Source organism: Phaeobacter sp. (genome assembly GCF_022825805.1).
Lineage (GTDB): Bacteria > Pseudomonadota > Alphaproteobacteria > Rhodobacterales > Rhodobacteraceae > Phaeobacter.
Map to the genome: position 1 here is coordinate 1 of NZ_JAJDWC010000078.1, position 23,314 is coordinate 23,314.

Genomic DNA, 23,314 nt, shown 5'->3' on the forward strand with positions numbered 1-23,314 from the left:
CGAATACACGTCTTCGAACTTCATAAGTCGAACTTCCTGTAACACTTCTGTCCGCTTCATAACGCCTCCTTTCGGAGACATGATAAAACCGGACAGATCGCATGTTACCTACACCGGACATATCGCTTGTTAGCGACAAACCGTGAGATCCCCTCTTGAGCCCGCCGCAAGATCGCGCCACGGTCTGCCGCGGCAAAACGAGCGGTACGGCGACATGCGCCGGCCCCGCAACACGGGCGACGATATCATGGTGTTTGTGATCATTCTGATGGGGCTGACCCCCAGCTTTCTGATGGTGGCGCTTGGCGGGCTGTTGCGGCGCAGGCTAAGCCCTGAGGCCTGGCAGGGTCTGGACCGGCTGAACTTCGAAGCTCTGTTTCCGGCGCTGTTGTTTTTTGCCGCCTGCAATCGTCCGATTGCGGTTGGTGATCTTGGCCGTATCGGGCCAGCGGTCTGGGGAGTGATGCTGCTGGCCCTCGCGCTGGGGCTGGTGGCCCGCCGATTTGGGCCGGAGCGGTTTCTCGATTTTGCGGGTGGCTGGCAGACCGCCTGGCGGTTCAACACGGCCATTGCATTCGTTGCGGTGCAGACACTCTCACCGGATCTGACAGGCCAGATGGCTGTGGCCATCGGCATGGCGGTGCCTGTTGCCAATGTGTTGGCGGTCAGCGCCCTATCGCGGGGCGGCCATCTGTCGTTTGGCCAAACTCTGCGCAAAGTGGCGTTGAACCCGTTTCTGCTGGCCTCTGTGGCGGGGGTTGCTGTGGGTCTGTCGGGCTACAAACTGCCTGATCCGATACTGGCCCCGGCTGAAATGCTGGCGCAGGCCGCGATCCCGATTGCGCTGTTGTCCATTGGGGCCACGATGAACTGGCGGGCGCTGGCGCGGCTTGATCTGTTCAATGGGTATCTCTGTCTGGTGCGGCTGGTGCTGGTGCCTTTCGGGGCCTTGGGGCTGTGCCTGCTGCTGCCGGTTCAGCCGGATCTCGCTGCGGTGCTGGTGTTATTTGCAGCCCTGCCGACGGCGTCAGCGGCCCATGTGCTGGCCTCTGCCTTTGGGGCCGACCGTGAATTGGCCGCAACCCTGATTGCGCAATCCACCCTGCTCAGCGCGGTCACCCTGCCCCTGTGGGTCTGGACCATCACGCTGATGTTCCCGCTCGGCTAAACAAAGACACGCGGCGGCAGACGGGCCGAACAGAGGGCATTGATAGAGGCACCTGCTGGAAAGGCCCTGATAGAGAGGCTGTGGCCTGCGCATCCAGCGTTTCCACAGTGGGGACGATCCCAGGAAAACCCCGCAATTATCCCACAGTTGCCCCCTTCTTGCCTGATTTGCCCACCAAAGCTGGTCCTCGGAACGATTATTCAAGGACGCAAACAATGGACCGACTGACCGAGATGGAGGCCTTCGCCAATGTGGTGGATCAGGGCGGCTTTACCGACGCGGCCAAGAAAATGGGGATCTCGAAATCCGCGGTTTCCAAACATGTCTCCAGCCTGGAGGCGCGATTGGGGGCCCGACTGCTGAACCGCACCACCCGCCGGGTGTCGCCGACGGAAATTGGCCTGGCCTATTATGACCGCGCCCGCCGGGTGCTGAACGACGCAGGCGAAGCCGATGCGCTGGTCACCTCGATGCAATCTGCGCCCTCGGGCCTGCTGCGGATCTCGGTGGCGACCGATTTTGGCGTCAACCACCTGTCGCCGGTGCTGTCGGATTTCCTGCGAGATTATCCCGACATCACGGTCAATATGGTGCTGAACAACCGCTATGTGGAGCTGATCTCCGAAGGGTTCGACATGGCCGTGCGGATTGGTGAGCTGGAAGACAGCTCGCTGCGGGCGCGCAAACTGACGGAAACCACCAAACGCATGATCGCCTCTCCGGCCTATCTGGAGAAATTCGGCCGACCACAAAAAATCGACGATCTGAACACGCACAAGCTGCTGCATTATTCCAACCAATCAAGCGGCAGCATGTGGAAGATCACCGCGCCATCGGGCGAAAAACGCCAGGTGCGCACCTCTGGCTGGCTGTCGGTGAACGACGGGCAATCGCTGCTGAATGCAGCCATCTCCGGGCTCGGTATCGCCTATCTGCCCAGCTATCTCTATTCCGATGCGATGGCCGAAGGGCTGGTGGAGGATGTGATGCCGGCGCTGCCGCAGGAAACCCAGGGGATCTATGCGGTCTATCCGCCAGGCCGGTTCACCCAGCCCAAAGTGCGCGCATTCATCGATTTTCTGGCGCAGGCCTTTGCCGAACAAGAAGGCATCCGCTGGTAGGTCATCGCCTCCTGCCAGCTTGCAGACATCAGCTCCAAAGGTCTTACCTCGGCCTGCCATCGCCCTTCGCAGTCACCTGCGAGGGGCTTTTGGTTGTCAGGGCGTGATCAGCACCACTTCGACACGGCGGTTCACCTCGCGGCCCGCGGCGGTTTGGTTGCTGGTGCGCGGTGCCATGAACCCCGCGCCTGCAACGGCAATGCGTGCAGGCTCCAGATCGCTGTCTACCAGCATGCGCGCCCGCACCGCCTGCGCCCGCTGTTCAGAGATGGCGACGTTCTGCGCCAGGCTGCCCACGGTGTCGGTGTGGCCCACCAGCAAAATGGTGGCGGTGGGGTTGGCCTGCAGATAGGCCGTCAACGCGGCGAGGCTGGCATAGGGTCTGGCCCCCAGGGTGACGGCACCGGGATCAAATTCCAGATCTGCCAGCACCGCATGGCCAAAATCCTGCAGCAAGGTGATCGGATCTGTTTGCCCCAGGACTCCCTGCCCGGTCTGTTCAGGCTGAAGCTGCCCTGCCGCATCCCCCGTCGCAGAAGACGCCCCCTGCGCAGAGATGGCAGCACCCCCGATCGCGGCACCACTGGCAGACGCGGTGGTTGGTGTGACCTCAATCGCCTGCACATAGGTGGCCCGCCCCGAGCGCGACACCAATAGCGTTACAATCCGGCCATCGGCATTTTCTGCCGACAGAAAGTTAAACTTGCCGATGTCGATGGTCATATCCGGTGCGGGAATGGTTTCGATATCAAAGCGAAAATCAAACCCACCACAGCTGCGCGCGGCGCATTGGAACAGGATCTCAAATCCATCGGCCTCCAACTGCGCGCGCAATGGCGCCAGGATCTGCAACACGGTGGCATCGCCAGACAGCCGCCAACTGCGCCGCAGGATCCGCCCCTCCACCTCGCGGCTGGGCACGCGGCGCTCCACGGCGGGTCCGAGCGGCAGAGCATAGCTGCCAAGCGCGGTGGCGCGTTCGCTCAGCTGGCGGGCGCCAACGGGCAATTGCACGCTTTGGGCTGAACCGAGGCTGGGCCAGAGCACACACAGACCGATCCCCGCCAAAACCGCAGAGCGCCGCAAGTGACGCCCGCCAAAGCGGCCAACCGCTGTGCAAACGACCGCAAAAGACGCAGAATTTATGCGCAGCGGCAAAAGAGCTGACAGAACAGCTGGCGAGAACACGGGCAGAGACAACATAGGGATCAGCAGAGCGTTTCCAGATCAGCGGTATTGAGCGTGATAGTCATCGTTGGGCACCATGCCGGTCGCGCTGGCCACCCGATTGGACATGTTGAAAAAGCCCGTGACATTGGCGATGTCCCAAATGTCGCGGTCGCTGAACCCGTGATCGCGCAGTGCCTGACGGTCGCTTTCTTCGATCTCGGCGCTGGCTTTGGTCGCTTTGGCGGCGAAATCCAGCATTGCCCGCTGACGGGGCGTGATCGGAGCGACGCGGTAATTCATCACCAGCATTTCCCCCAGTTTCGGATCACCCGAGAGCTGCCGCACCGCTGCACCATGGGCCACCAGACAGTAAAAACAGCTGTTGATCGCCGAGACCACAACCGCGATCATCTCGCGTTCCAGCTTGCTCAGCCCGCTATCGGCCAGCATCAAATCGTTATACATCGCGGTGAACGCATTCAGCTTGTCGATGTCAAAAGCGTTGGCGCGCAGCACATTGGGCACCATGCCCAGTTTCTCCTGACAGATGTCAAAATACTTCTGCGTCTCGGGCGGCAGCGGATCGACCATCGGCAGATCCAGCGCGGTTGGGGCATCGGTGTTGCGGCTCATCAGTTACACTCCGTCGGGGTTGTACCGATAGTGGTATCCGCCCGCGGGGGTCATGCCAAGGGAGGCATAAAGCCCATTGGCACCAGGGTTCGCCTTTGTGCAGAGAACCGCCAAGCGGTCGGCGCCTTGTTCCTGCGCCCAGAGCGCCGCGCGGCGCATCAGCCAGGCGCCCATACCACGGCGGCGTTGATGCGGCAGGATCTCCAGCGCGTGGACCATGGCAACACCTGCGTGGATGGCCACAAATCCGGTGCCGGCGGGGCTGTCATCCCAGCGGCCCAGCAAGGTGATTTTGGGGCCTGTCACCCGCTCCATCACCGCCAGCCGTTCCGGCCCAATGCCACCCTGGGCCCAGATCTCGCGCTGGATCGCCAGCGGCTCTTCGATTGCAAAGGCGGTGACCGGCGGAATGTCCAGATCGCACAAAAGCGCCACCGGGCAGTCCCAAATCTGCACCGGATCCTTCACCACATAGCCGCGCTCTGCCAATTGTGCATCCAGCGCGTCCTGCCCATCGCGGATCATGAACAGCCGGTCCTGCCCCATCTGGACCATGGCCGCTTCAGCGGTTGCAAGTTCTGTGGCGGTGGCCGTGGGCTGATCCAGCGTGGCCGCAGACACACGGCTGCCGCCCCCGCGACCTTCGCGCAGGGTGATGGGGCCGCAGGTCAATTGACGATGGGCAGGCCATGTCGCCTCGGTGACAGCGTAGAAAATGGGATCCGTAGAGGCTGCAGTGTCGCTCACAGATCCAGATCCCGCGCGAGCCGCGTGATCGCTGCATCCACCCGCGCCCCATCAGAGCCGCGCACCACCACATTGGCGCCAAAGGCCCCGTTGCGCTGAAACGGGTAGCAGCCGATCGACAGATCCTCAAACCCCTCTGCCACCGCGGTGAGGATTGGCGCGATGTCGCCTTCGCCACGGTCGACGCGCAAGGTCTGCGACAGCAGGGGCGCGCCGCCAGTCAGGGTCGGCAGCACCGACGCCACCATCGCCTGAAACACGGTCGGCACCCCGGCCATCACATGCACATTGCGCAGCGTGAAGCCCGGCGCGGTCGACACCGGGTTGTCGATCAAGGTGGCACCATCCGGAATGCGCGCCATACGCAGACGCGCGGCATTCAGCTCCAGACCGGATTTGTCGTAATGGGCCTGCAGCAGCGCCCGGGCATCGGCGCGCACATCCAGATGCACGCCAAAGGCCTTGCTGATGCAATCGGCCGTGATGTCATCATGGGTCGGACCGATGCCGCCACTGGTAAAGACATGATCGAACTGGTCCGACAGGCTGGTGACGGCGGCGATGATGGCGGCTTCGTCATCGCTGATCACCCGCGCCTCTTTCAGGTCGATGCCATGTTTTGTCAGCTCACCGGCGAGGAAATGCATGTTGGAATCCCGGGTGCGCCCGGACAGGATTTCATCTCCGATGACCAGCATAGCGGCTGTTGGGTTGGCCATTTGCGCTTCTCCTCTTGATCCGAGCTCTTGATCCAAGTGTAGCGCAGGTATAGGCCCTGTCACATGCGCTTTCCAACCCCTCTCCTCCGGGCCACGCTGATCCGCCGCTACAAGAGATTTCTGGCCGATTGCCAGCTCGAAGATGGCCGCGAAGTGACCGCCCATTGTGCCAACCCCGGATCGATGATGGGGCTCGCTGATCCCGGCAGCCCGGTCTGGCTCGAACCCAACGATGACCCGAAGAAAAAGCTGAAATACGGCTGGCGCGTGGTCGAGGTGGCCGGTGGCGCATTGGTGGGCGTGGACACATCTGTGCCAAACCGCGCGCTGAAAGCGGCGCTGGAGGCACGCGAGATCCCTGCCCTGGCCGCCTATGAAACCGTGCGCGCCGAAGTGAAATATGCCGAAAAGAGCCGGATTGATTTCCTGCTACAGCAGCCCGGCCTGCCGGATTGTTATGTCGAGGTCAAAAGCGTCACGCTCTCGCGCCAACCCGGGCTTGCGGAGTTTCCCGACAGTGTGACGGCACGGGGGGCGAAACATCTGGGCAATCTGGCTGACATGTGCCGGGCCGGCCACCGTGCGGTGCTGTTGTATCTTGTGCAACGCGGCGATTGCGACCGCTTTGCCATCGCGGCAGACATCGACCCGGCCTATGGCGCCGCCTGGGAGGCCGCCGCGGAAGCAGGGGTCGAACGCCTGGTCATCGCAACCGAGGTCACATCCGAAGGGGTGCGCATCACCGGAGAGATCGCCGCAGCCTGATTGATTCTGTGTCGCGCTGTTGGCTCTGGTTCAGACGGTTAGACAAGAACAGGGCGGACACAGGCCTAGCAGACACAGGCTCTGGCCCTTTGCGCGCGAACCGCTTACATACCTAGGGAACACCCTCGTCCAGGCGGCACCTCGTCCAAACGGCACCCCGCCCAGATGAAACCCGCCCAGATGAAACCCGCCAAGACGACAACCTGATGGAGCCTCGCCTCATGAGATCGAAAGACGGCCGCACGACCAAAGACGGCATCCGCATCTACGAGCCCGGTGATTTTGCCGGAATGCACGCAGCCGGTGCACTGGCGGCCCGGATCCTGGACGACATTGCCCCCCATGTGGCGCCCGGCCAGACCACTGGCGAGCTTGACCGGATGATCACCCAGATGGTGGTCGATGCAGGCGCAACCTCTGCCACCATCGGCTACAAAGGCTATCAGCACGCCAGCTGCATCAGCGTGAACCACGTGGTCTGCCACGGCATCCCCGGTGACAAGAAGCTGAAGGATGGCGACATCCTGAACATCGATGTGACCGTGATCGTGGATGGCTGGTTTGGCGACACCAGCCGCATGTATGTGGCAGGCAAACTGCCGCGCAAGGCCGAGCGGTTGATCCAGGTCACCCATGATTCGCTGATGAAGGGCATCGAGGCGGTGAAGCCCGGCAACACCTTTGGCGATATCGGTCATGCCATCCAGACCTATGTCGAAGCGCAGCGCATGAGCGTGGTGCGGGACTTCTGCGGCCATGGCCTGGGTCAGGTGTTTCACGCCCCGCCCAATGTTCTGCACTATGGCCGTGCGGGCTCTGGTCCGGTGCTGGAAGAGGGGATGTTCTTCACCATCGAGCCAATGGTGAACCTGGGGCGGCCGGAAACCAAGATCCTCGCCGATGAATGGACCGCCGTGACCCGCGACAAATCCCTGTCCGCGCAATTCGAACATTCCGTTGGCGTGACCGCAGATGGTGTGGAGATCTTCACCCTCTCCCCCAGCGGAAAGTTTCACCCGACTTACGACTAACGGATCCAAGCCGAACGAAAAAAGGGGCGTGCCACCCGGCGCGCCCCTTTTTTTGTTCATCAAATGGCTGGGTTGTTCGCCAGATGGCTGTCTGCGACGTCGTTTCACGCGGCGGTTTTGTCAGAAACCAATCAGCTGTGGCACCTGTGACATGGCGGTGAAATGTTCGGCGTTGTGGCGGGTCAGGCGGGTGCCTGCGCCGTGGGGATCAAAGCCGAGGCAGCGCATCCCGGCGCGCGCGGCGGCCAATGCGCCGTTTTCGCTGTCTTCAATCACCAGACAGTCGCGGGCCTGCACGTCAAAGTGGCAGGCCGCGGCCAGGAACAGATCCGGGTCCGGTTTGCCCGTCTTCAGCGTCTGGGCAGAAAACATCGCGTCCGGATGGAACACCTCCCACAGGCCGTTTTGGCCCAAGGTGATGCGCATCTTCTCTTCGCTGCCGTTGGAGGCCACACAAAAGGCGATGTCCTTCTGGCGAAGGAAGGCCAAGAGATCGGAAATACCGGGCACCAGATCAACACCTGCGCGCAGACGCAGGTAGGTTTCTTCATACACCTCGTCGATCCAGTTGTCGGGCAACACAGCACCGCGGGCCAGCGCCTTTTGGCGGACATGCCCCATGGTGCCGCCCACAAAGAGATCCATACACTCCGCCAGCGATACCGTCAGACCATAGCGGGCGAGGTTGTCGACAAGCACCTGATTGCTGAGCGTTTCACTGTCCACCAGCACACCGTCGCAATCAAAAATCACAAGTTTCGGCGTGGGATATGTGATCGGCATCGGCTCATCTCTCCGTACACTAGAACATTTCTAGGCCTTGCGCAGTGGGCGCTGATGCGCCCGCAGCGGTATATTCACTGGCTCAGCCATCGCGCCACAGCAGCGTCACATGGGTGTCGCCATATTTGCGCTGGTCCTGCATAACATAGCCCTCGGGCGCCGGTTGCGGGCTGCTTTCTTCCCAGACGATCAGCGCATCATCTGCGATCCAGCCCGATTTGGTCGCCGCCTCCAGCGCCGTGGCACCGAGCGATTTGCCATAGGGCGGATCGAGGAACACCACATCGAAGGGCGCACTATCGTTGGGTGGCAGCCGGGTGGCATCGCGCCGGATCAAGCGGCTGCGATCCTTCACTTGCAGCAGTGCGATATTCTTGGTGATCAGGCCCTGCGAGATGCGCCCGTCATCGACAAACACCGCCTCTGCCGCGCCACGAGACAGCGCCTCCAGCCCCAAGGCACCGGTGCCTGCAAACAGATCCAGCACCCGCAGCCCATCAAAATCGACCTGATGGCTCAGCACGTTAAACAGGCTTTCGCGCACCCGGTCGGTGGTGGGACGCAGATGTGCGCCTGCGTCCCCCTTGCCCAGACTTGTCAGGGCGCGGCCGCGAAACTCGCCCGCGATGATCCTCATGCGCGCAGAAGCGGTTTCAGATCGGCGTCGGGATCGGCCACGATCGCCTTGTCTGCGGTGCGGCCCGCTTCGATCAGCCGTTTGGCGACCATATAGGCGCGCGGGTCGTTCATCGCGTCCACTGCGGTCAGCTGATCGCCGGCATAATACCAAAACGACGTGCTGCCCCCGCTGCCAACGCGGCTGACCACATTGTCATAGCCGGTGTTCAGCCCGGCGATCTGCAGCTTGACGTCATATTGATCAGACCAGAACCAGGGCTTGGCCACATAGGCCTCCCCTGCCCCGAGCATGTTGCGGGCCGCAACCTCGGCCTGATCGATGGCGTTGGGCACGCTTTCCAGCCGGATGCGGGCGTCACGATAGGGGAAAGAGGCACAATCGCCAGCCGCCCAGATCGCCGGATCAGAGGTGCGGCCTTGTTCATCGACCTTGATGCCATTGTCCAGCTCCAGCCCCGCCGCTTCTGCCAGGGCGGTGGCCGGGGTGATCCCCACGCCGACAATCACGAAATCCACATCAATGCTGCTGCCATCGCCCAACACCGCGCGCGTGACATGACCGTCGGTTCCCTCCAGACGCTCCAGCCCGACGCCTTCGCGCAGATCGACGCCATGGCCGCTGTGCAGGGTGCGGAAATAATCCGATGTTTCCTCGGCCGCGACGCGCTGCAGAATGCGATCCGCCATTTCCACCAGCGTCACCGAAAGACCGCGCTTGGCGCAGACTGCAGCCGCCTCCAGCCCGATGTAACCGCCCCCGACAATCAGTGTGCGGGCACCTTCCTTGACCACGGGGGCCATGGCATCCACATCGGCCAGATCGCGCAGCACATAAACACCGCCGAGGTCGCCACCAATGGCGGCAGGCAACCGGCGCGGGCTGGACCCGGTGGTCAGCGCCAGCTGATCATAGTGCAGCACCTCATCCGCCAGGGTGACGGTTTTAGCGGCAGCATCGATGGCTGTGACCTCCTGGCCCAGCTTCACGGTGATGTTGTTGTCAGCATAAAAGCTCTCTGGCCGCAGATAGAGCCGGTCCAGCTCCATTTCGCCCAGCAGATAGGCCTTTGACAGCGGTGGCCGCTGATAGGGCAATGCAGCTTCGCTGCCGATCAATGTGATCTGGCCCTCAAACCCCTGTTTGCGCAATTGCGCCACGAGCGATGATCCTGCCTGCCCGGCTCCGATCACGACGAAATGGCTCATTTTGTCCCTCACCTTGCTGCTGTCTGAACCTGCGAGTCACCGGCCTTTCTTGTGCTCTGGTAAGCTCGCTGACCGACCCTATATGTGAGAGGATATAAAACACAATCATGGGAGAGGATCAGATCATGATTTCCGTCGGAGACCGCCTGCCAGAGGCAACATTGACACGGATGGGCGCAGAGGGCCCGGAGCAGGTGGACATGGGCGCGCTGACCAAAGGTCGGACTGTCGCCATCTTTGCCGTGCCAGGAGCCTTCACGCCGACCTGCCACTCCGCCCATGTGCCGAGTTTTATCCGCAGCAAGGACGCGCTGGCGGCCAAAGGTGTCAATGAAATCATCTGCATCGCTGGCAACGATCCCTTTGTGATGAAGGCCTGGGCCGAAGCCACCGGCGCGGATGCGGCGGGCATCACCATGCTGTCGGATGCGGAATGCGGCTTTACCGATGCGATTGGCATGCAGCTGGATGCGCCTGCGGTGGGTCTGGTCGGCCGGTCGCTGCGCTATGCGATGCTGGTCAAGGACGGTGAGGTCGCCGTCATGAACGCCGAAGACAACCCCGGTCAGTGCGAATTGTCCGCTGGTGAGGGCCTGCTGGACGCGATGGGCTGAGGGGCCCGTTGAGGGATCGCCTGAGGGGCTGACTGAGGAATCGACTGAGGGCTGGTGTCCGGCGCTCGGGCCCCCAAGGTGTCAAAACCAGACCTCGCAAAGACCTGAAAACAGACCCGAACACAAAGAAAGGCGCGGCAGATACCGCGCCTTTCTTTGGTGCTGATACAGCTCTTTGCGGGCAGGCCTGGGCGTTGGCCGCTACAAAAGGCTTTCCATTTTACGCGCCAGTTTGGCGTCCAGCGCGCTCAGCCCGCCCACATCATGGGTGGTCAAGACCACTGTCACCTTGTTGTAGACATTGGACCATTCCGGGTGGTGATCCCATTTTTCTGCCCAGATCGCGGCGCGGGTCATCCAGCCGAACGCATCGACGAAGCTGTCAAACACAAAGGTTTTTTCGATGGCGTCGCGGCCCTCGACCTCTTGCCAGCCTGCGCTGAACAGCGGGTCCAGCAGCGGGCCACGGGTGGCATCGGATAGGATTTCTGTCATTGTTGTTCCTCCACATCTGCTTTTCGGAACGGACCATAATCGGTCAGAATCTCGATCTCTTCTTCAACGGCGTTGCGCTCGGCCTCCAGGTAGCGGGCAATCGCATCGGAAAACCCCGGATCGCCAACCCAATGCAGACTGTGGGTCTGCGTCGGCAGGTACCCCCGCGCCAATTTGTGTTCACCCTGGGCACCTGCCTCCACCCTCGCAAGTCCGCGGGCGATGGCCTGATCGATGGCCTGATAATAGCACAGTTCGAAATGCAGGCAGGGATGGTGTTCGCGGCACCCCCAATAGCGCCCATAAAGCGTGTCGCGGCCAAGGAAATTCAGCGCACCAGCCACCGGCACCCCATCCCGTTCGGCCAGAATCAGCACCATGTCATCGGCCAGGGTGTCATGGGCGATGTCAAAAAACGCCCGCGTCAGATAGGGCGAGCCCCATTTGCGCGCGCCGGTGTCCTGATAGAAGCCCCAGAACGCATCCCAATGCTCGGGCCGCAGATCTGCGCCGTGATACACCCGGATGTCGCCGCCAAACCCCTGCGCCTGGGCCCGTTCCTTGCGGATCGTTTTGCGCTTGCGTGAGGAGAGTGCCGACAGAAAACCGTCGAAATCATCATAGCTGTCATTGAGCCAGTGAAACTGCTGGCTGACCCGCGGCATCAGCCCCATATCAGCACCTGCCTGGGCCTCCGCCTCGGTGCAGAAAGTGACATGCAGCGATGAGACCGAGTTGTTGGCGGCCAATTGCACCGCCCCCTGCACCAGTGCCGAATGGCCGATGCCCTCGAATCCCGGTTTGACCAGAAACCGCCGCCCGGTGGCGGGGGTAAAGGGCACGGCGATCTGCAGTTTTGGATAATAGCGCCCGCCCGCGCGTTCGTAGGCATGGGCCCAGTTGTGATCGAAGATATACTCACCCTGGCTGTGGGATTTGGCATACATCGGCGCGCAGGCGATCAGCTCGCCCTGCTTGCGCGCGGTCAGATATTGGGGCTGCCAGCCGGTGCCGGGACCGACCGATCCGCTGACCTCCAGCGCGCGCAGGAACCGGTGGGTGGTGAAGGGATCCAGCGGCGCTCCGCCATCGCGGGCTTCGGGGCAGGCGCAGCTGTCCCAGTCGGATGCAGCGATCTGCGACAGGGTGCCGAGCACCTCGATTTCGATCTGGGCCTGGTCCTGTTGCGCCTGGTCCTGTTCCGCCGGTGCCTGTTGCGCCTGACCTGGATTGGCCTGATCTTGATGGGCCTGGCTCATGTCTATCCTCCGCGACCGCGACACTTTCTATCTGGGTCCATGGGGGGACGGATCAAGCCGGAAGATCAGAAAGATAGCGTTCAAAAGTCACGTTGTGAGCGATTTTGCGGGCCTCTGCCTCCATCGCGGCGGAGGTCACGGTCCAGCACAGGATCGGCACCCCCTGGCGGCGCAGCTCTGCCACCCGGGCGGCGCCGAGATCTTCGACTTCATGGCTGATGAAGCAGGAGCCCGAGCGCTCAAAATCCGGGATATCGCGCAGATGATCGCAGACATCAGGCGTCAACTCGCTCCAGTCTTCGACCACATAGGCGCTAGTGACAAGACCACGGGGGCGTTCGGGGGCCAAGCGGGACAGTTCAACCACGGAATGCGGATTGAACGACATCAGCGCCACATCGCCCTGATAGCCCTGCAACTGTCGCAGCGTGTCCGCTTCGAGCCTGCCCACGTTGGGGCCCATGTTGCCGTCCTGATCCTTCAGCTCAATCAGCAGCGGCACCTGGCCTGCCACCAGATCCAGGATTTCCGCGAGATCCGGGATGCCCTCGCCGTCGCCGCCGATCAGGGGCATGGCGCGCAGCTGGTCGCGGCTGTGGGCGGACACAGGTCCGGAGCCTTCTGCCAGACGATCCAGCGCGTCATCGTGGAACACCATGGCACAGCCATCGGATGACAGCTGCAGGTCCAGCTCGATCCCGTAGCCCGCAGTGATCGCCGCGCGCACCGCCGCCCGGCTGTTTTCCGGGCGCCCGTCGGTGACATCATGCAACGCCCGATGGGTGATCGGGCGCTGCAGAAAGGCATCTGGCAGCCTGCAGATCATGCGATCTGGAACACGCCGTCGATTTCGACCGCCACACCCAAGGGCAGCGACGGCGAGCTGACAGCGGAGCGGGCGTGACGCCCGGCATCGCCCAGCACCTCGACCATCAGATCAGAGGCACCGTTCACCACCTGCGGCTGGTCGGTGAAGCTGTCGGTCGAGTTGACAAATGCGCCCAGTTTCACCACCCGCTTGAGCCGGTTGAGATCGCCGCCACAGGCAGCTTTCAGCTGCGCCAGCAACGCGATGGCACATTGGCGCGCCGCAGCCTGCCCGGCGGTCACATCCATGTCAGCGCCCAGAGTGCCGGTGATCAGCCCATCGGCATTGGCAGAGATCTGGCCAGAGATGTAGACCATGTCACCAGCCACAACATAGGGCACATAGTTGGCAGCCGGCGCCGGAGCGGCAGGCAGGGCGATCCCGAGGTCTTTCAGTTTGGCTTCGATGTCCATTGATCTGGTCCTTTGCAAAAATCTGCCGGAACGCTACTCGGGAAGCGCGCTGGGAGAAAGCCGAAAACCGGCCCCTCCCGCTGCCATTTGCGGCACCGGCGCGGCGCAACACCAGCGATATCGGCGTGGTGTCAGTGATCACAGCGGCTGTGATGCCCCCAGAACGGGCAAGATTGCGCCAATTGCGCATCCATCGCACAGGATTGATAGGAATTCACCACCTCGGGCCTGCACATCGCTTGCGAAATGGCCTATGTAGTCACTCAACCAGATAGCGGGCGGCCATTTTGTTCCAAATCTGCCACATTCCAGCACCCATGGGTGCGGGCAGCCTAGGCAACACCGCCAAACATTATAAGTGGGCACAACCGCTCACAGACGACAGATGGACAACCAGCGCATGACTTTTTTGATGCGACGACTTTTTGGCCTCACTCTTGCCGCTTCGGTAACCGTATTGGCAGGCTGTGCCACCCAGGACAGCGTGTCGCGCGCGTCGGGCGAAGTCTTTGACCCCTACGAGCAGACCAACCGCTCCATTCACAATTTCAACCGGGGCGTGGACCGCTATGCCTTCCGCCCTGCGGCCAAAGGGTATGTTACTGTCGTGCCGCCGGACATGGTGCGCAGTTTCAACTATTTCGCGGAAAACCTGTCGATGCCGGGCCAGGCGGTCAATGCGCTGTTGCAGGGCAACCTGAAGGAAAGCGGCATCGCGCTCTCGCGGTTTGTGGTGAACACGATCTTTGGGATTGGCGGTCTGGGTGATCCGGCCTCTGATTTCAACATCCCGCGCGTTGACACCAATTTCGGCGAAACGCTGCATGTCTGGGGCGTGGGCGAAGGCGCCTATGTCGAGTTGCCGTTCTTCGGGCCCTCCACCGCCCGTGACGGGGCGGGCATCGTGGTTGATTTCTTCACCAACCCCATCGGTTATGCCACCAACAACCCTGCCGACAATATCACCGCCTATGCCGAGGTGGTGCGTCGCCTCGGGGATCGCGGCACCTATTCCGACACCATTGATTCGATCCTGTATGAAAGCGCCGACAGCTATGCGCAGGCGCGGCTGATCTATCTGCAGAACCGCCGCTTTGAGCTGGGCGGTGATCAAAGCGAATACGAAGGGGTCTATGGCGACCCTTATTCCGACCCGTATGAGGACCTTTATGCCGAGTAGTTTTCTGACCCGCCGCACCTTTCTGACCACTGGCCTCGCGCTGAGCGCAATGGCCGCCCTGCCCCGACAGCTTTGGGCGCTGACGGAGACGGGCGCCCGGTCGCTGGTGGGCAGCGTTGTGGGCGACATCAACAAGGTCATCGCCTCCGGCAAATCGGAATCTGCGATGATCCGGGATTTTGAAAAGATCTTTGTGCGCTACGCGGATGTGAACATCATGGCGCGCTATGCGCTCGGCGTGGATGGCCGTCGGGCCAGCCCAGGCCAGCTGCGGGCCTTCACCGGGGCATTCCAGGGCTACATCGCCAACAAATATGGCCGCCGGTTCCGCGAATTCATCGGCGGCACGGTCGAGGTGCAATCCGCCCGCAAGATCAAAGCTGGCTATGAAATCAAATCGATTGCCAAACTGCAGGGCCAGGCCCCGTTTGAAGTGACCTTTCTGGTCTCTGACAAATCGGGCAAGGAGAAGTTCTTCAACATGTTCATCGAAGGGGTGAACCTGCTGCTGACTGAACGCACCGAGATCGGCGCCATTCTGGACCGCAACAAGGGCGACATCGACAAGCTGATCGCGGAGCTGAAACGGATCAGCTGATACACCGCTGATACGCCATCTGCGTTGACCCACACTCAAAAGGCCCCGCTGTTGTCGGGGCCTTTTTTATGGGCCTGTCTATTTTATGGGCCTGTCTATATGTGCTGCGCGTGTTGGTTGGCGCCGCGATGATAGGCTGCCGGCGGCCATCAGCGACGTGATGCAACCGTGCCTATTGACCAACGCTCGTAGGCCTTGATCTCGTAGGTTTCAAACATCGGATCACCGAAATTGTCATAGGTGAGGAAAAAGGTGTTTCCTTCGGTGCCGAGCCGCGGATCATAGATCCGCAAGGCGACCCAATCCGTCGATTTGACAGCTGCGTTTGAACTTGGGTTGTCGGTATTGACGAGCTGGATGCTCAGGTTGTCGCGTTTTGCATTGGCGGCCCAGCCGCCAAACAACCTGCCAGCGCCAGTGCTGAATTTTTGTGGCAGGATGTAGTTGGAGTGTTTGGGCGAATAGAGAAAATACTCCTGCCGGTAGACGAGATCTCCGCCTTCCTTAAAGGACAGGGCCTCGCCCTGATCATCGTAGGTTGCGACCTGCCGGATTTCGAAGATCTCATCGACGCCGAAGGAATCGTAAGCATGCCGTCGGACATTCATCCGCCTGTCCATATTTTCGTAGCGCCCAAAGGACAGAAACGCTTGGTTGTCTACATCTTTGCTGAAGGCGACATTGGTGATCACCACCGGTTCATTCAATTGCAGGTTCAAAATTAACCCTCCCAAAATCTTCTTGTTGAAAAACACTCGTTAAAATCACGGTGCCGCCAAACAGCCTGCGGATTGCCAAAGCTTAGCGGACGGTCCTGTAATTCGCCAAAACTTATCTTTTGCGCGCAGATCCTGGCCTCAGGGCAGGTGTGGCCAGCAATCCTGCCGTTCCCCCCGTCGCCGTTCATTCAAAGCCGTAGCCTGCCACAGCGCGCGACAGGGTAATCAAACAGCGACATCGCAGCGAGATCTTTCTTGACTGATTTCGGGGGGCTGATGTTTGCTTGCGTCCGGTCCCGACCTGTGGGTCTATCGGTGTCACATCGTATCGGAGGCGTTCGTCATGAAATCCCGCACCAAAGTGGTTGTTATCGGCGGCGGCATCGCTGGGTGTTCGACGCTCTACCATCTGACCCGTGAGGGATGGGATGACGTGGTTCTGGTGGAGCGCAACGAATTGACCAGCGGCACCACCTGGCATTCAGCGGCGCAGGTCACCAATTTCGGCACCAACCAGACGATGGTGGGCCTGAAATCCCATTCCATCGCCCTTTACAAGGAGCTGGCGGATAACCCCGCCTATCCGATCAACTACCACCACGGCGATGGCGGCATTCGCTTGGCCAATACCGAGGCCCAGATGCAGGGCTATCGCCATTTTGCCTCCATGGCGCGGGGGATGGGGGTGGAGTTCGAGGTGATTGATGCCGCGGAATGCGCGCGACGCCATCCGCTGATTTCCACGGATAACCTTCTGGGTGGGCTCTGGGATCCGCTCGATGGCGATATCGATCCAGCCCAGCTGTGTCAGGCGCTGGCCTATCACGCCCGTCAGGCCGGGGCCGAGGTCTATCGCAACACGCCGGTGACGGCGCTGACCCAGCACTCCGACGACACCTGGAGTGTGCACACCGCGCACGGCACCATCGATTGCGATATCGTGGTCAATGCCTGCGGCTACCGGGTGAATGAGGTCGGCGCGATGATGGGCGTGCAGCACCCTGTCGCGTCGATGGAGCACCAGTATTTCCTGACCGAGGATATTCCCGCCATTGCCGAGGCAGGCCATCGCATGCCGCTGCTGCGGTGCCCGATCTCGGACTATTATTGCCGCCAGGAAAAGGGCGGTCTGCTGGTCGGGTTTTATGAACAGGACTGCAAGCCATGGGGTATGGACGGGATCGACCCCAAGTTTGTGAATGCGCTCTGCCCCGATGATCTGGACCGGGTGATGGATGTTCTGGCCGGTGCGTTTGAACGGATGCCTGCGCTGGCCGATACCGGGATCCGGTCCATTGTGAACGGCCCGATCACCTATACCATTGATGGCGCACCGCTGGTGGGGCCGATCCCGGGCAAGCGCAATGCCTTTTGCATCATCGGCCTGCGCGCGGGACTTGGCGAAGGGGGCGGCCATGGCTGGCTGCTGGCGCAACAGATCGTGCAGGGCGAGGCCTGTTATGACACCTGGTGCATCGATCCAAGGCGCTTCACCGGCCACGCCAATGTGGAATTGACCTCGTTGAAGGCCATCGAAGACTATCAAAATGAATTCCGCTTCCATTTCCCGCATGAACACCGACCCGCCGGACGCATGGCCAAGACAACGGCGCTGACCCCGGTTCTGGCGGCCGAAGGCGCGGAATTCACCGTGGTCAACGGCTGGGAGCGGATGGACTACCTGAAGCCGTCCTCTGATTTTCATCCCACGCTCAGCTTTGCCTTTGATGAGACATTTGATCTGGTCGCCGCAGAGGTCAAAGCGGTGCAGCAGGATGTTGGGCTGTGCGAAGTCAGCGGGTTCAACCGGATCGAGATCACTGGCGCAGATCGCCATCGGTTTTTGGATCGCATGATCTGCGGCACGGTGGTGAAACGGCAGGGGCGTGTCGGCCTGGCCTATCTGCTCAACACATTTGGCCGACTGAAAGCCGAGGCCACGATCGCCAATCTCCCGGCCTCGGAACATGGTCCGGACCGCGTCTGGTACGGGGCGGCAGCGGCCAGTGAATATCACGACATGGATTGGCTGACCCAGCATCTGCAACCCGATGAGGATGTGCAGATCCGATCGCTGACCAATGCGCAAACCACGCTGGTTCTGGCAGGACCAAAGGCGCGCGATGTGCTGTCGGCCTGTGCCCGTGGCGATTGGTCCGATGCCGCCTTTCCCTGGCTATCGGTGCGTGAATGCATCATCGGATATGCCCCGGCCACGGTGATGCGGGTGAGTTATTGTGGTGAATTGGCCTATGAGCTGCACATTCCCAATGCCTCGCTCTATGCCGCCTATCTGGCGCTGCGCGCTGCCGGAGAGGCGTTTGGACTGCGCCTGTTTGGGGCCCGCGCGGTGGAGTCCATGCGGATGGAGAAAGGCTTCCTGCATTGGAAGGCCGACATCCTGAGCGAATTCGACCCGTTCGAGACCGGGCTGGAGCGCTTCGTGACGCTGGATAAGGGCGATTTCATTGGCCACGCAGCCCTGCGCCAGCGACAGACCGAGGGGCCCGGCAAGAAACTCGTCTGCCTGCGGGTCGACACCGACCATGCCCCTGCGCCGGGCGGTGCCTCGCTGATGCTGGAGGACCGGGTGGTTGGCACCATCACCTCGGGGGCCTGGGGCCACCGGGTGGGAATGAACCTCGCCTATGGGTTTGTGGTGCCGGACCAGGCCGCGCTGGGATCCGTGATGGCGCTGGATCTATGCGGGCAGCGCGTCGCGGCTGAGGTGATTGCGCCCTCGCCCTATGACCCGGCGTTTGCGCTCTTGCGGGGATAGGGGCCGTGCGGTCCCTGTCCCTGTCTCTGCCCCTGCGATCTGCGGTGGCGCGGGGTTAGCCGCCACCGCCAAAGATATCCCGCAACAGGCCGTCCACCGCGCGGCCCAGTTCCTGCCCCAGGCGGGGGCGCTGTCCGGGTTGCGGTGCGGGCGCAGCTGGCGGGGTGATCGGCTGCGGCGCGATCATCGGCAGTGGTTTGGGCGTCTGCCCCTCATGCACCCGCACCATCACCTCTTTCCAGATGTCGGCAGGCAACCCGCCCCCCGTGACGCCGGACAAAGGCGTGTTGTCGTCATATCCCATCCAGACACCGGCCACATAATCGGCAGTGAACCCCACAAACCACGCATCGCGGGCGGCCTGAGTGGTACCGGTTTTGCCAGCGGCCTGCCAGCCGGGGATCTGGGCCCGCTGGCCGCTGCCTTCTGAGACCACTTTTTCCATCATCCAGACCAGCTCCCCCGCGGCCTTGCGCTGGATCACCCGTTCACCCAGTCCGCCAGAGGCCCCCATCAGCGGCGTGTCATCCCCGATCAGCGAGAGTTCTGTCACCCCGTAGGGTGTCACCGATGAGCCACCATTCAGAATACCAGCATAAGCCCCTGTCATCGTCATCAGCGTGCTTTCAGAGGCCCCCAGCGCCAAAGCGGGACCAGCGGCCAGTTCACTGTCGAGCCCGAAATCCGCCGCGACCCGGCGCACCAGATCACGCCCCACGGCTTCTGACACTTTTACCGCAGGCACATTCAGCGAATCCCGCAGCGCCCGTGTCAGGCTCACTTCGCCATAGAATTTGCGGGTGTAGTTCTGCGGACACCACTGCCCCGATCCGGGGATGTCCTGGCAGTATGGCGCGTCCAGAACCTGATCCAGCGGGGAATAGCCCAGCTCCAGCGCAGTGGCATAGACAAAGGGTTTGAAGGCCGAACCGGTTTGGCGTTTGGCCTGGGTGGCGCGATTGAAGACGCCGGACACCCGGGTCTTGCGCCCGCCCACCATCGCGCGGACCGCGCCATCCGCGCTCATCACCACAATGGCGGCCTGCGCTTTGGAGCCTTCGCGCACTTTGGTCTCAAACACATGGGCCAGCGCCTCTTCGGCGGCGGTTTGCAGGCGTTGATCAAGGGTGGTGCGGATCACCACGTCTTCGGTGGTTTCACTGCCAAAGAAATCCGGGATCGTGTCCATCACCCAATCGGCGAAATACCCTCCGGCCCGTGCGGCAGCCGCTTCGCTGAGGACGGCAGGCGTGTTCTGGGCGCTGCGCATTTCGGCAGTGGTGAGATAGCCCTGCTCCTGCATCAGCCGCAGCACGGTGGCGGCGCGATCCTGGGAGCGTTGCAGATTGTTTGTCGGTGCCAGGGTTGAGGGTGCGGTCAAGAGACCGGCCATCATCGCCGCTTCGGCAGCGTCCACCTGATTGGCCGATTTACCGAAATAGCGCTGCGCGGCGGCCTCTGCGCCATAGGTGCCAGCGCCCAGGTAGGCGCGGTTCATATAGATGGAGAGGATTTCATCCTTGGTGTATTTCACCTCCATCGCCACGGCAAAGACCGCTTCTTTGGCCTTGCGCCAGAGCGAGCCACGGCGGCAGTCGCGTTCATAGGCGCGCTCGCTCTCCCAGTCGTTGGGCGAATAGACCACCCCGAGGCAGAGCAGTTTTGCGGTCTGCTGCGTGATTGTCGAACCACCGTGGCCAGACAATGGCCCGCGCCCTTCGCGCAGGTTGATGCGCACCGCACTTGCAACACCGCGGGGGGAGACACCGAAATGGCGATAGAACCGTTTGTCCTCGGTCGCGATGATGGCGTTCTTCAGGTAGGGTGATACGGTCTGGGCAGTCACCACACCGCCAAATTGATCGCCGCGCCAGGCAAAGACCTCGCCCGAGCGGTCGGTCAGCGTCACCGAGCCGCGCGCGCGCCCATCCAGCAGGGCCGCCGCCTCGGGCAGTTGGCTGTATTGATAGGCCACAGCCAAGCCAACCAGCGCGGCACTGACCATGATGACCCGCCAGGCAAAGCCCCAGATCAGGCGAAACAGCAAACGAAACGGTGTCAGCACCAGCCGGAGCAGCCGCCCAAGGAACGAGGTTGGCCGTTTGCGGGCCGATTTGCCAGTTTGTTTGCCAGTTTGTTTTCGCTGTGATGCGGAGGGGGCTCTGGCTTTGCGCCCAAACAGACTGCGCAGCAAACCAGACAGCACACCGCCCTTTCGCGCGCCCGCAGCCGGTCTGCCCCGGCGGGGTGCGGATTTCTTTGGCCCGCCCTTTTTGGGGCCAGCGCGACCAGATCCCGCGTAGCGTTTGTCTGCGACCAGAGGCGGACGCCGCGTTCCTTGTGCCATCAGTTCATCCTGCCCGGTTTGCCCGTTTTGCGCACAGTACCGCGTTGCGGCAGCTTTGTTGAGGGGCAGATTTTAATCAATTTCCCTCCAATTCGCGGGTAAAAATTGAGCGGACCCGCAAAAGAGCGCCTATTTTTTCATCTTCACCCTGCTGCAGTGCAGCAAAGACCCCCTGAAGCGTTCCACCGACTCGGCACAATCGTTTTGCTGCCCCTGCGAAGCGTTCAACCGTTGCCTCCAGCAGCAGTCAGTCACGCAGTCAATCCACAAGGGGTCCGCCATGAAGATGATCATAGCAACCATCAGACCATTCAAACTGGAAGAGGTGCGGGAGGCGCTGACCTCGATCGGTGTGTCCGGCCTGATGGTCACCGAAATCAAAGGATTTGGAGCCCAGTCGGGCCACACCGAAATCTACCGCGGTGCAGAATACGAGGTGACGTTTGTGCCCAAGATCCGCCTGGATCTGGTGGTGCCCTCCAGCCTGGCAGAGCAGGCCGTCGAAACGATCACCCAAACCGCCCGTACCGGCAAAATCGGGGACGGCAAGATTTTTGTGCTGGATGTGGCGCAGGCCGTACGCGTGCGCACCGGCGACATCAACCATGACGCGCTGTAAGCGCCGAGACAGAAGGAAAGACGTTATGCGTAAATCAACTCTCACTCTGGCGACGGCGGCGTTGGCCGTGCCCGGCATGGCCGTGGCGCAGGAAACCGCCGAAGCCGCGGGGGCCGCAGCCACCGACACCGTGTTCATTCTCAACTCGCTGCTGTTCCTGGTGGGCGGCTTCCTGGTGTTCTGGATGGCCGCTGGGTTTGCCATGCTGGAAGCCGGTCTGGTGCGCTCGAAGAATGTGACCATGCAGCTAACCAAGAACATCGCGCTGTTTTCGCTGGCTGCGATCTTTTACTATCTGATCGGCTATAACCTGATGTACCCGCTCGGCACCTGGTCGGTTGAGGGCGTGTTGTCCGGGGTCTGGGGCACGGCCGTTCTGGAAGCGGTGGGCATCACCGCGGATCAGGCAGACGACTACAGCTATGCCTCGACAGGATCGGATTTCTTCTTCCAGCTGATGTTCTGCGCCACCACGGCCTCTATCGTGTCGGGCACCCTGGCGGAGCGGGTGAAGCTGTGGCCATTCCTGATCTTCACCATCGTGCTGACCGCTGTGATCTATCCGCTGCAGGCCAGCTGGAAATGGGGCGGTGGTTTCCTGGACGAGATGGGTTTCCTGGATTTTGCCGGATCGACCGTTGTGCATTCGGTTGGCGGCTGGGCGGCTCTGACTGGCGCGCTAATCCTGGGGCCACGTATTGGCAAGTACAAAGGCGGCAAAACCGTCCCGATGCCGGGGTCCAACCTTGCGCTGGCGACTTTGGGCACATTCATCCTGTGGCTGGGTTGGTTCGGCTTCAACGGTGGTTCGCAGCTGGCCATGGGCACTGTGGGCGATGTGGCCGACATCAGCCGTATCTTTGCCAACACCAATGCGGCAGCAGCCGGTGGTGCCGTGGCGGCGCTGATCCTGACACAGTTCCTCTACAAAAAGCCTGACCTCACCATGATCCTGAACGGCGCTCTTGCTGGTCTGGTTTCGATCACCGCAGAGCCCCTGACACCAACCCTTGGTGCGGCGACGCTGATTGGTGCCGCGGGCGGTGTGATCGTGGTCCTCGTGGTGCCGATGCTGGACAAGATGAAGATCGACGATGTGGTCGGTGCGATCCCTGTCCACCTGGTGGCTGGTATCTGGGGCACCATCGCCGTGGTTCTGACCAACCCCGAAGCCAGCCTGATCACACAGCTGACCGGCGTTGTGGTTGTGGGCCTGTTCGTCACCATCACCTCGGCTGTGGTCTGGCTGGTGCTGCGCTCCATGACCGGTATCCGTGTCGACGAAGAAGATGAAGTGAACGGTCTGGACATGGCAGAGTTGGGGATGGAAGCCTATCCCGAGTTCTCCCCCAGCTGATCAGGTGATCCCGGCACTGGTATCGAAACCAGTGTCGGGCCAACATCGAAACTGAATTGTGAAACTGGATTGAGCGGCCCCCTG

The 23,314-nt window shown here is 61.6% G+C and carries 23 protein-coding genes; 10 read left to right on the plus strand and 13 right to left on the minus strand.

Annotated elements, in window-relative coordinates; all coding sequences use genetic code 11:
• Positions 1-214 precede the first annotated feature (214 nt).
• Together Q0C28_RS08195 and Q0C28_RS08200 are read left to right on the plus strand one after the other, a co-directional pair.
• The gene (locus tag Q0C28_RS08195) at positions 215-1,168 is read left to right on the plus strand and encodes an AEC family transporter (protein WP_293574679.1); all 954 of its coding nucleotides are present in this window, start codon (positions 215-217) and stop codon (positions 1,166-1,168) included.
• Between the two features lie 215 nt (positions 1,169-1,383).
• On the plus strand, positions 1,384-2,289 hold the full coding sequence (locus Q0C28_RS08200; protein ID WP_293574681.1) for a LysR family transcriptional regulator: 906 nt from the start codon (positions 1,384-1,386) through the stop codon (positions 2,287-2,289).
• A gap of 96 nt (positions 2,290-2,385) precedes the next feature.
• Here the strand turns inward: Q0C28_RS08200 and Q0C28_RS08205 are convergent, their stop codons facing one another.
• The 4 genes from Q0C28_RS08205 to Q0C28_RS08220 all read right to left on the minus strand — a co-directional run bounded on the left by Q0C28_RS08205 (position 2,386) and on the right by Q0C28_RS08220 (position 5,558).
• Complete coding sequence (locus tag Q0C28_RS08205) at positions 2,386-3,336, minus strand: OmpA family protein (protein ID WP_293574683.1); 951 nt, start codon at positions 3,334-3,336, stop codon at positions 2,386-2,388.
• Positions 3,337-3,516: 180 nt separating this feature from the next.
• Positions 3,517-4,092, minus strand: a complete 576-nt coding sequence (locus Q0C28_RS08210) for a peroxidase-related enzyme (RefSeq protein ID WP_293574685.1) — start codon at positions 4,090-4,092, stop codon at positions 3,517-3,519.
• 3 nt (positions 4,093-4,095) lie between these two features.
• Positions 4,096-4,839 (minus strand): GNAT family N-acetyltransferase, encoded by a 744-nt coding sequence (locus Q0C28_RS08215; protein WP_293574687.1) that lies wholly within the window; start codon positions 4,837-4,839, stop codon positions 4,096-4,098.
• Positions 4,836-5,558, minus strand: a complete 723-nt coding sequence (locus tag Q0C28_RS08220) for a molybdopterin-binding protein (protein WP_293574689.1) — start codon at positions 5,556-5,558, stop codon at positions 4,836-4,838. The genes Q0C28_RS08215 and Q0C28_RS08220 overlap by 4 nt, the downstream gene beginning before the upstream one ends.
• A 63-nt stretch (positions 5,559-5,621) precedes the next feature.
• Between Q0C28_RS08220 and sfsA the strand changes: the two genes are divergently transcribed.
• Both sfsA and map read left to right on the plus strand, forming a co-directional pair.
• Positions 5,622-6,323 (plus strand): DNA/RNA nuclease SfsA, encoded by a 702-nt coding sequence (gene sfsA / locus Q0C28_RS08225; RefSeq protein WP_293574691.1) that lies wholly within the window; start codon positions 5,622-5,624, stop codon positions 6,321-6,323.
• 221 nt (positions 6,324-6,544) lie between these two features.
• Positions 6,545-7,354 carry a type I methionyl aminopeptidase gene (gene map, locus Q0C28_RS08230; protein ID WP_293574692.1) on the plus strand — a complete coding sequence of 270 codons (810 nt, stop codon included), beginning with the start codon at positions 6,545-6,547 and terminating at the stop codon, positions 7,352-7,354.
• 120 nt (positions 7,355-7,474) lie between these two features.
• Here the strand turns inward: map and Q0C28_RS08235 are convergent, their stop codons facing one another.
• From Q0C28_RS08235 to Q0C28_RS08245, 3 genes are all read right to left on the minus strand, one after another.
• Positions 7,475-8,137, minus strand: coding sequence for an HAD family phosphatase (locus tag Q0C28_RS08235; protein WP_293574694.1), 663 nt, complete (start codon positions 8,135-8,137; stop codon positions 7,475-7,477).
• Between the two features lie 82 nt (positions 8,138-8,219).
• Complete coding sequence (gene rsmD, locus Q0C28_RS08240; protein WP_293574696.1) at positions 8,220-8,774, minus strand: 16S rRNA (guanine(966)-N(2))-methyltransferase RsmD; 555 nt, start codon at positions 8,772-8,774, stop codon at positions 8,220-8,222.
• Positions 8,771-9,982, minus strand: coding sequence for an FAD-dependent oxidoreductase (locus Q0C28_RS08245; RefSeq protein ID WP_293574698.1), 1,212 nt, complete (start codon positions 9,980-9,982; stop codon positions 8,771-8,773). Before Q0C28_RS08245 ends, rsmD begins: the two co-directional genes overlap by 4 nt.
• A 125-nt stretch (positions 9,983-10,107) precedes the next feature.
• Between Q0C28_RS08245 and Q0C28_RS08250 the strand changes: the two genes are divergently transcribed.
• Complete coding sequence (locus tag Q0C28_RS08250; RefSeq protein WP_293574751.1) at positions 10,108-10,596, plus strand: peroxiredoxin; 489 nt, start codon at positions 10,108-10,110, stop codon at positions 10,594-10,596.
• Between the two features lie 201 nt (positions 10,597-10,797).
• Here Q0C28_RS08250 and Q0C28_RS08255 read toward each other — a convergent pair whose 3' ends face one another.
• Genes Q0C28_RS08255 through Q0C28_RS08270 form a run of 4 tightly spaced genes read right to left on the minus strand, consistent with a single transcriptional unit; the run spans position 10,798 to position 13,631 of the window.
• Positions 10,798-11,091, minus strand: coding sequence for a 4a-hydroxytetrahydrobiopterin dehydratase (locus tag Q0C28_RS08255; RefSeq protein WP_293574700.1), 294 nt, complete (start codon positions 11,089-11,091; stop codon positions 10,798-10,800).
• Positions 11,088-12,350, minus strand: a complete 1,263-nt coding sequence (locus tag Q0C28_RS08260; RefSeq protein WP_293574702.1) for a GNAT family N-acetyltransferase — start codon at positions 12,348-12,350, stop codon at positions 11,088-11,090. The genes Q0C28_RS08255 and Q0C28_RS08260 overlap by 4 nt, the downstream gene beginning before the upstream one ends.
• 52 nt (positions 12,351-12,402) lie before the next feature.
• Positions 12,403-13,176, minus strand: coding sequence for a glycerophosphodiester phosphodiesterase family protein (locus tag Q0C28_RS08265; protein ID WP_293574704.1), 774 nt, complete (start codon positions 13,174-13,176; stop codon positions 12,403-12,405).
• Positions 13,173-13,631 (minus strand): RidA family protein, encoded by a 459-nt coding sequence (locus Q0C28_RS08270; protein ID WP_293574706.1) that lies wholly within the window; start codon positions 13,629-13,631, stop codon positions 13,173-13,175. The genes Q0C28_RS08265 and Q0C28_RS08270 overlap by 4 nt, the downstream gene beginning before the upstream one ends.
• A 400-nt stretch (positions 13,632-14,031) precedes the next feature.
• Here Q0C28_RS08270 and Q0C28_RS08275 point away from each other — a divergent pair, with 400 nt between their 5' ends.
• Both Q0C28_RS08275 and Q0C28_RS08280 read left to right on the plus strand, forming a co-directional pair.
• Positions 14,032-14,811, plus strand: a complete 780-nt coding sequence (locus tag Q0C28_RS08275) for a VacJ family lipoprotein (RefSeq protein WP_293574708.1) — start codon at positions 14,032-14,034, stop codon at positions 14,809-14,811.
• Entirely contained in the window at positions 14,801-15,409 is a 609-nt protein-coding gene (locus tag Q0C28_RS08280; protein ID WP_293574710.1) for a phospholipid-binding protein MlaC, read from the plus strand. Before Q0C28_RS08275 ends, Q0C28_RS08280 begins: the two co-directional genes overlap by 11 nt.
• Positions 15,410-15,558: 149 nt before the next feature.
• Here Q0C28_RS08280 and Q0C28_RS08285 read toward each other — a convergent pair whose 3' ends face one another.
• Positions 15,559-16,128 (minus strand): hypothetical protein, encoded by a 570-nt coding sequence (locus Q0C28_RS08285; RefSeq protein ID WP_293574712.1) that lies wholly within the window; start codon positions 16,126-16,128, stop codon positions 15,559-15,561.
• Between the two features lie 343 nt (positions 16,129-16,471).
• Between Q0C28_RS08285 and Q0C28_RS08290 the strand changes: the two genes are divergently transcribed.
• Positions 16,472-18,907: an FAD-dependent oxidoreductase gene (locus Q0C28_RS08290; protein ID WP_293574714.1), complete on the plus strand. Its 2,436-nt coding sequence runs from the start codon at positions 16,472-16,474 to the stop codon at positions 18,905-18,907.
• Between the two features lie 55 nt (positions 18,908-18,962).
• On the opposite strand, the gene Q0C28_RS08295 is transcribed toward Q0C28_RS08290, so the two are convergent.
• Positions 18,963-21,254 (minus strand): transglycosylase domain-containing protein, encoded by a 2,292-nt coding sequence (locus Q0C28_RS08295; protein ID WP_293574716.1) that lies wholly within the window; start codon positions 21,252-21,254, stop codon positions 18,963-18,965.
• Between the two features lie 280 nt (positions 21,255-21,534).
• On the opposite strand from Q0C28_RS08295, the gene Q0C28_RS08300 reads away from it, so the two are divergent.
• A complete protein-coding gene (locus Q0C28_RS08300; RefSeq protein WP_293574717.1) occupies positions 21,535-21,873 on the plus strand; it encodes a P-II family nitrogen regulator in 339 nt (112 codons plus the stop codon).
• A gap of 25 nt (positions 21,874-21,898) precedes the next feature.
• Complete coding sequence (locus Q0C28_RS08305) at positions 21,899-23,230, plus strand: ammonium transporter (protein WP_293574718.1); 1,332 nt, start codon at positions 21,899-21,901, stop codon at positions 23,228-23,230.
• Positions 23,231-23,314: the final 84 nt, after the last annotated feature.

Bases quoted from the DNA above. Each gene is read 5' to 3' on its own strand.
- Q0C28_RS08195 (WP_293574679.1), top strand. From the start codon at position 215: ATGCGCCGGCCCCGCAACACGGGCGACGATATCATGGTGTTTGTGATC.
- Q0C28_RS08200 (WP_293574681.1), top strand. From the start codon at position 1,384: ATGGACCGACTGACCGAGATGGAGGCCTTCGCCAATGTGGTGGATCAG.
- Q0C28_RS08210 (WP_293574685.1), bottom strand. From the start codon at position 4,092: ATGAGCCGCAACACCGATGCCCCAACCGCGCTGGATCTGCCGATGGTC.
- Q0C28_RS08220 (WP_293574689.1), bottom strand. From the start codon at position 5,558: ATGGCCAACCCAACAGCCGCTATGCTGGTCATCGGAGATGAAATCCTG.
- sfsA (WP_293574691.1), top strand. From the start codon at position 5,622: ATGCGCTTTCCAACCCCTCTCCTCCGGGCCACGCTGATCCGCCGCTAC.
- map (WP_293574692.1), top strand. From the start codon at position 6,545: ATGAGATCGAAAGACGGCCGCACGACCAAAGACGGCATCCGCATCTAC.
- Q0C28_RS08235 (WP_293574694.1), bottom strand. From the start codon at position 8,137: ATGCCGATCACATATCCCACGCCGAAACTTGTGATTTTTGATTGCGAC.
- rsmD (WP_293574696.1), bottom strand. From the start codon at position 8,774: ATGAGGATCATCGCGGGCGAGTTTCGCGGCCGCGCCCTGACAAGTCTG.
- Q0C28_RS08245 (WP_293574698.1), bottom strand. From the start codon at position 9,982: ATGAGCCATTTCGTCGTGATCGGAGCCGGGCAGGCAGGATCATCGCTC.
- Q0C28_RS08250 (WP_293574751.1), top strand. From the start codon at position 10,108: ATGATTTCCGTCGGAGACCGCCTGCCAGAGGCAACATTGACACGGATG.
- Q0C28_RS08255 (WP_293574700.1), bottom strand. From the start codon at position 11,091: ATGACAGAAATCCTATCCGATGCCACCCGTGGCCCGCTGCTGGACCCG.
- Q0C28_RS08260 (WP_293574702.1), bottom strand. From the start codon at position 12,350: ATGAGCCAGGCCCATCAAGATCAGGCCAATCCAGGTCAGGCGCAACAG.
- Q0C28_RS08265 (WP_293574704.1), bottom strand. From the start codon at position 13,176: ATGATCTGCAGGCTGCCAGATGCCTTTCTGCAGCGCCCGATCACCCAT.
- Q0C28_RS08270 (WP_293574706.1), bottom strand. From the start codon at position 13,631: ATGGACATCGAAGCCAAACTGAAAGACCTCGGGATCGCCCTGCCTGCC.
- Q0C28_RS08275 (WP_293574708.1), top strand. From the start codon at position 14,032: ATGACTTTTTTGATGCGACGACTTTTTGGCCTCACTCTTGCCGCTTCG.
- Q0C28_RS08280 (WP_293574710.1), top strand. From the start codon at position 14,801: ATGCCGAGTAGTTTTCTGACCCGCCGCACCTTTCTGACCACTGGCCTC.
- Q0C28_RS08290 (WP_293574714.1), top strand. From the start codon at position 16,472: ATGAAATCCCGCACCAAAGTGGTTGTTATCGGCGGCGGCATCGCTGGG.
- Q0C28_RS08295 (WP_293574716.1), bottom strand. From the start codon at position 21,254: ATGGCACAAGGAACGCGGCGTCCGCCTCTGGTCGCAGACAAACGCTAC.
- Q0C28_RS08300 (WP_293574717.1), top strand. From the start codon at position 21,535: ATGAAGATGATCATAGCAACCATCAGACCATTCAAACTGGAAGAGGTG.
- Q0C28_RS08305 (WP_293574718.1), top strand. From the start codon at position 21,899: ATGCGTAAATCAACTCTCACTCTGGCGACGGCGGCGTTGGCCGTGCCC.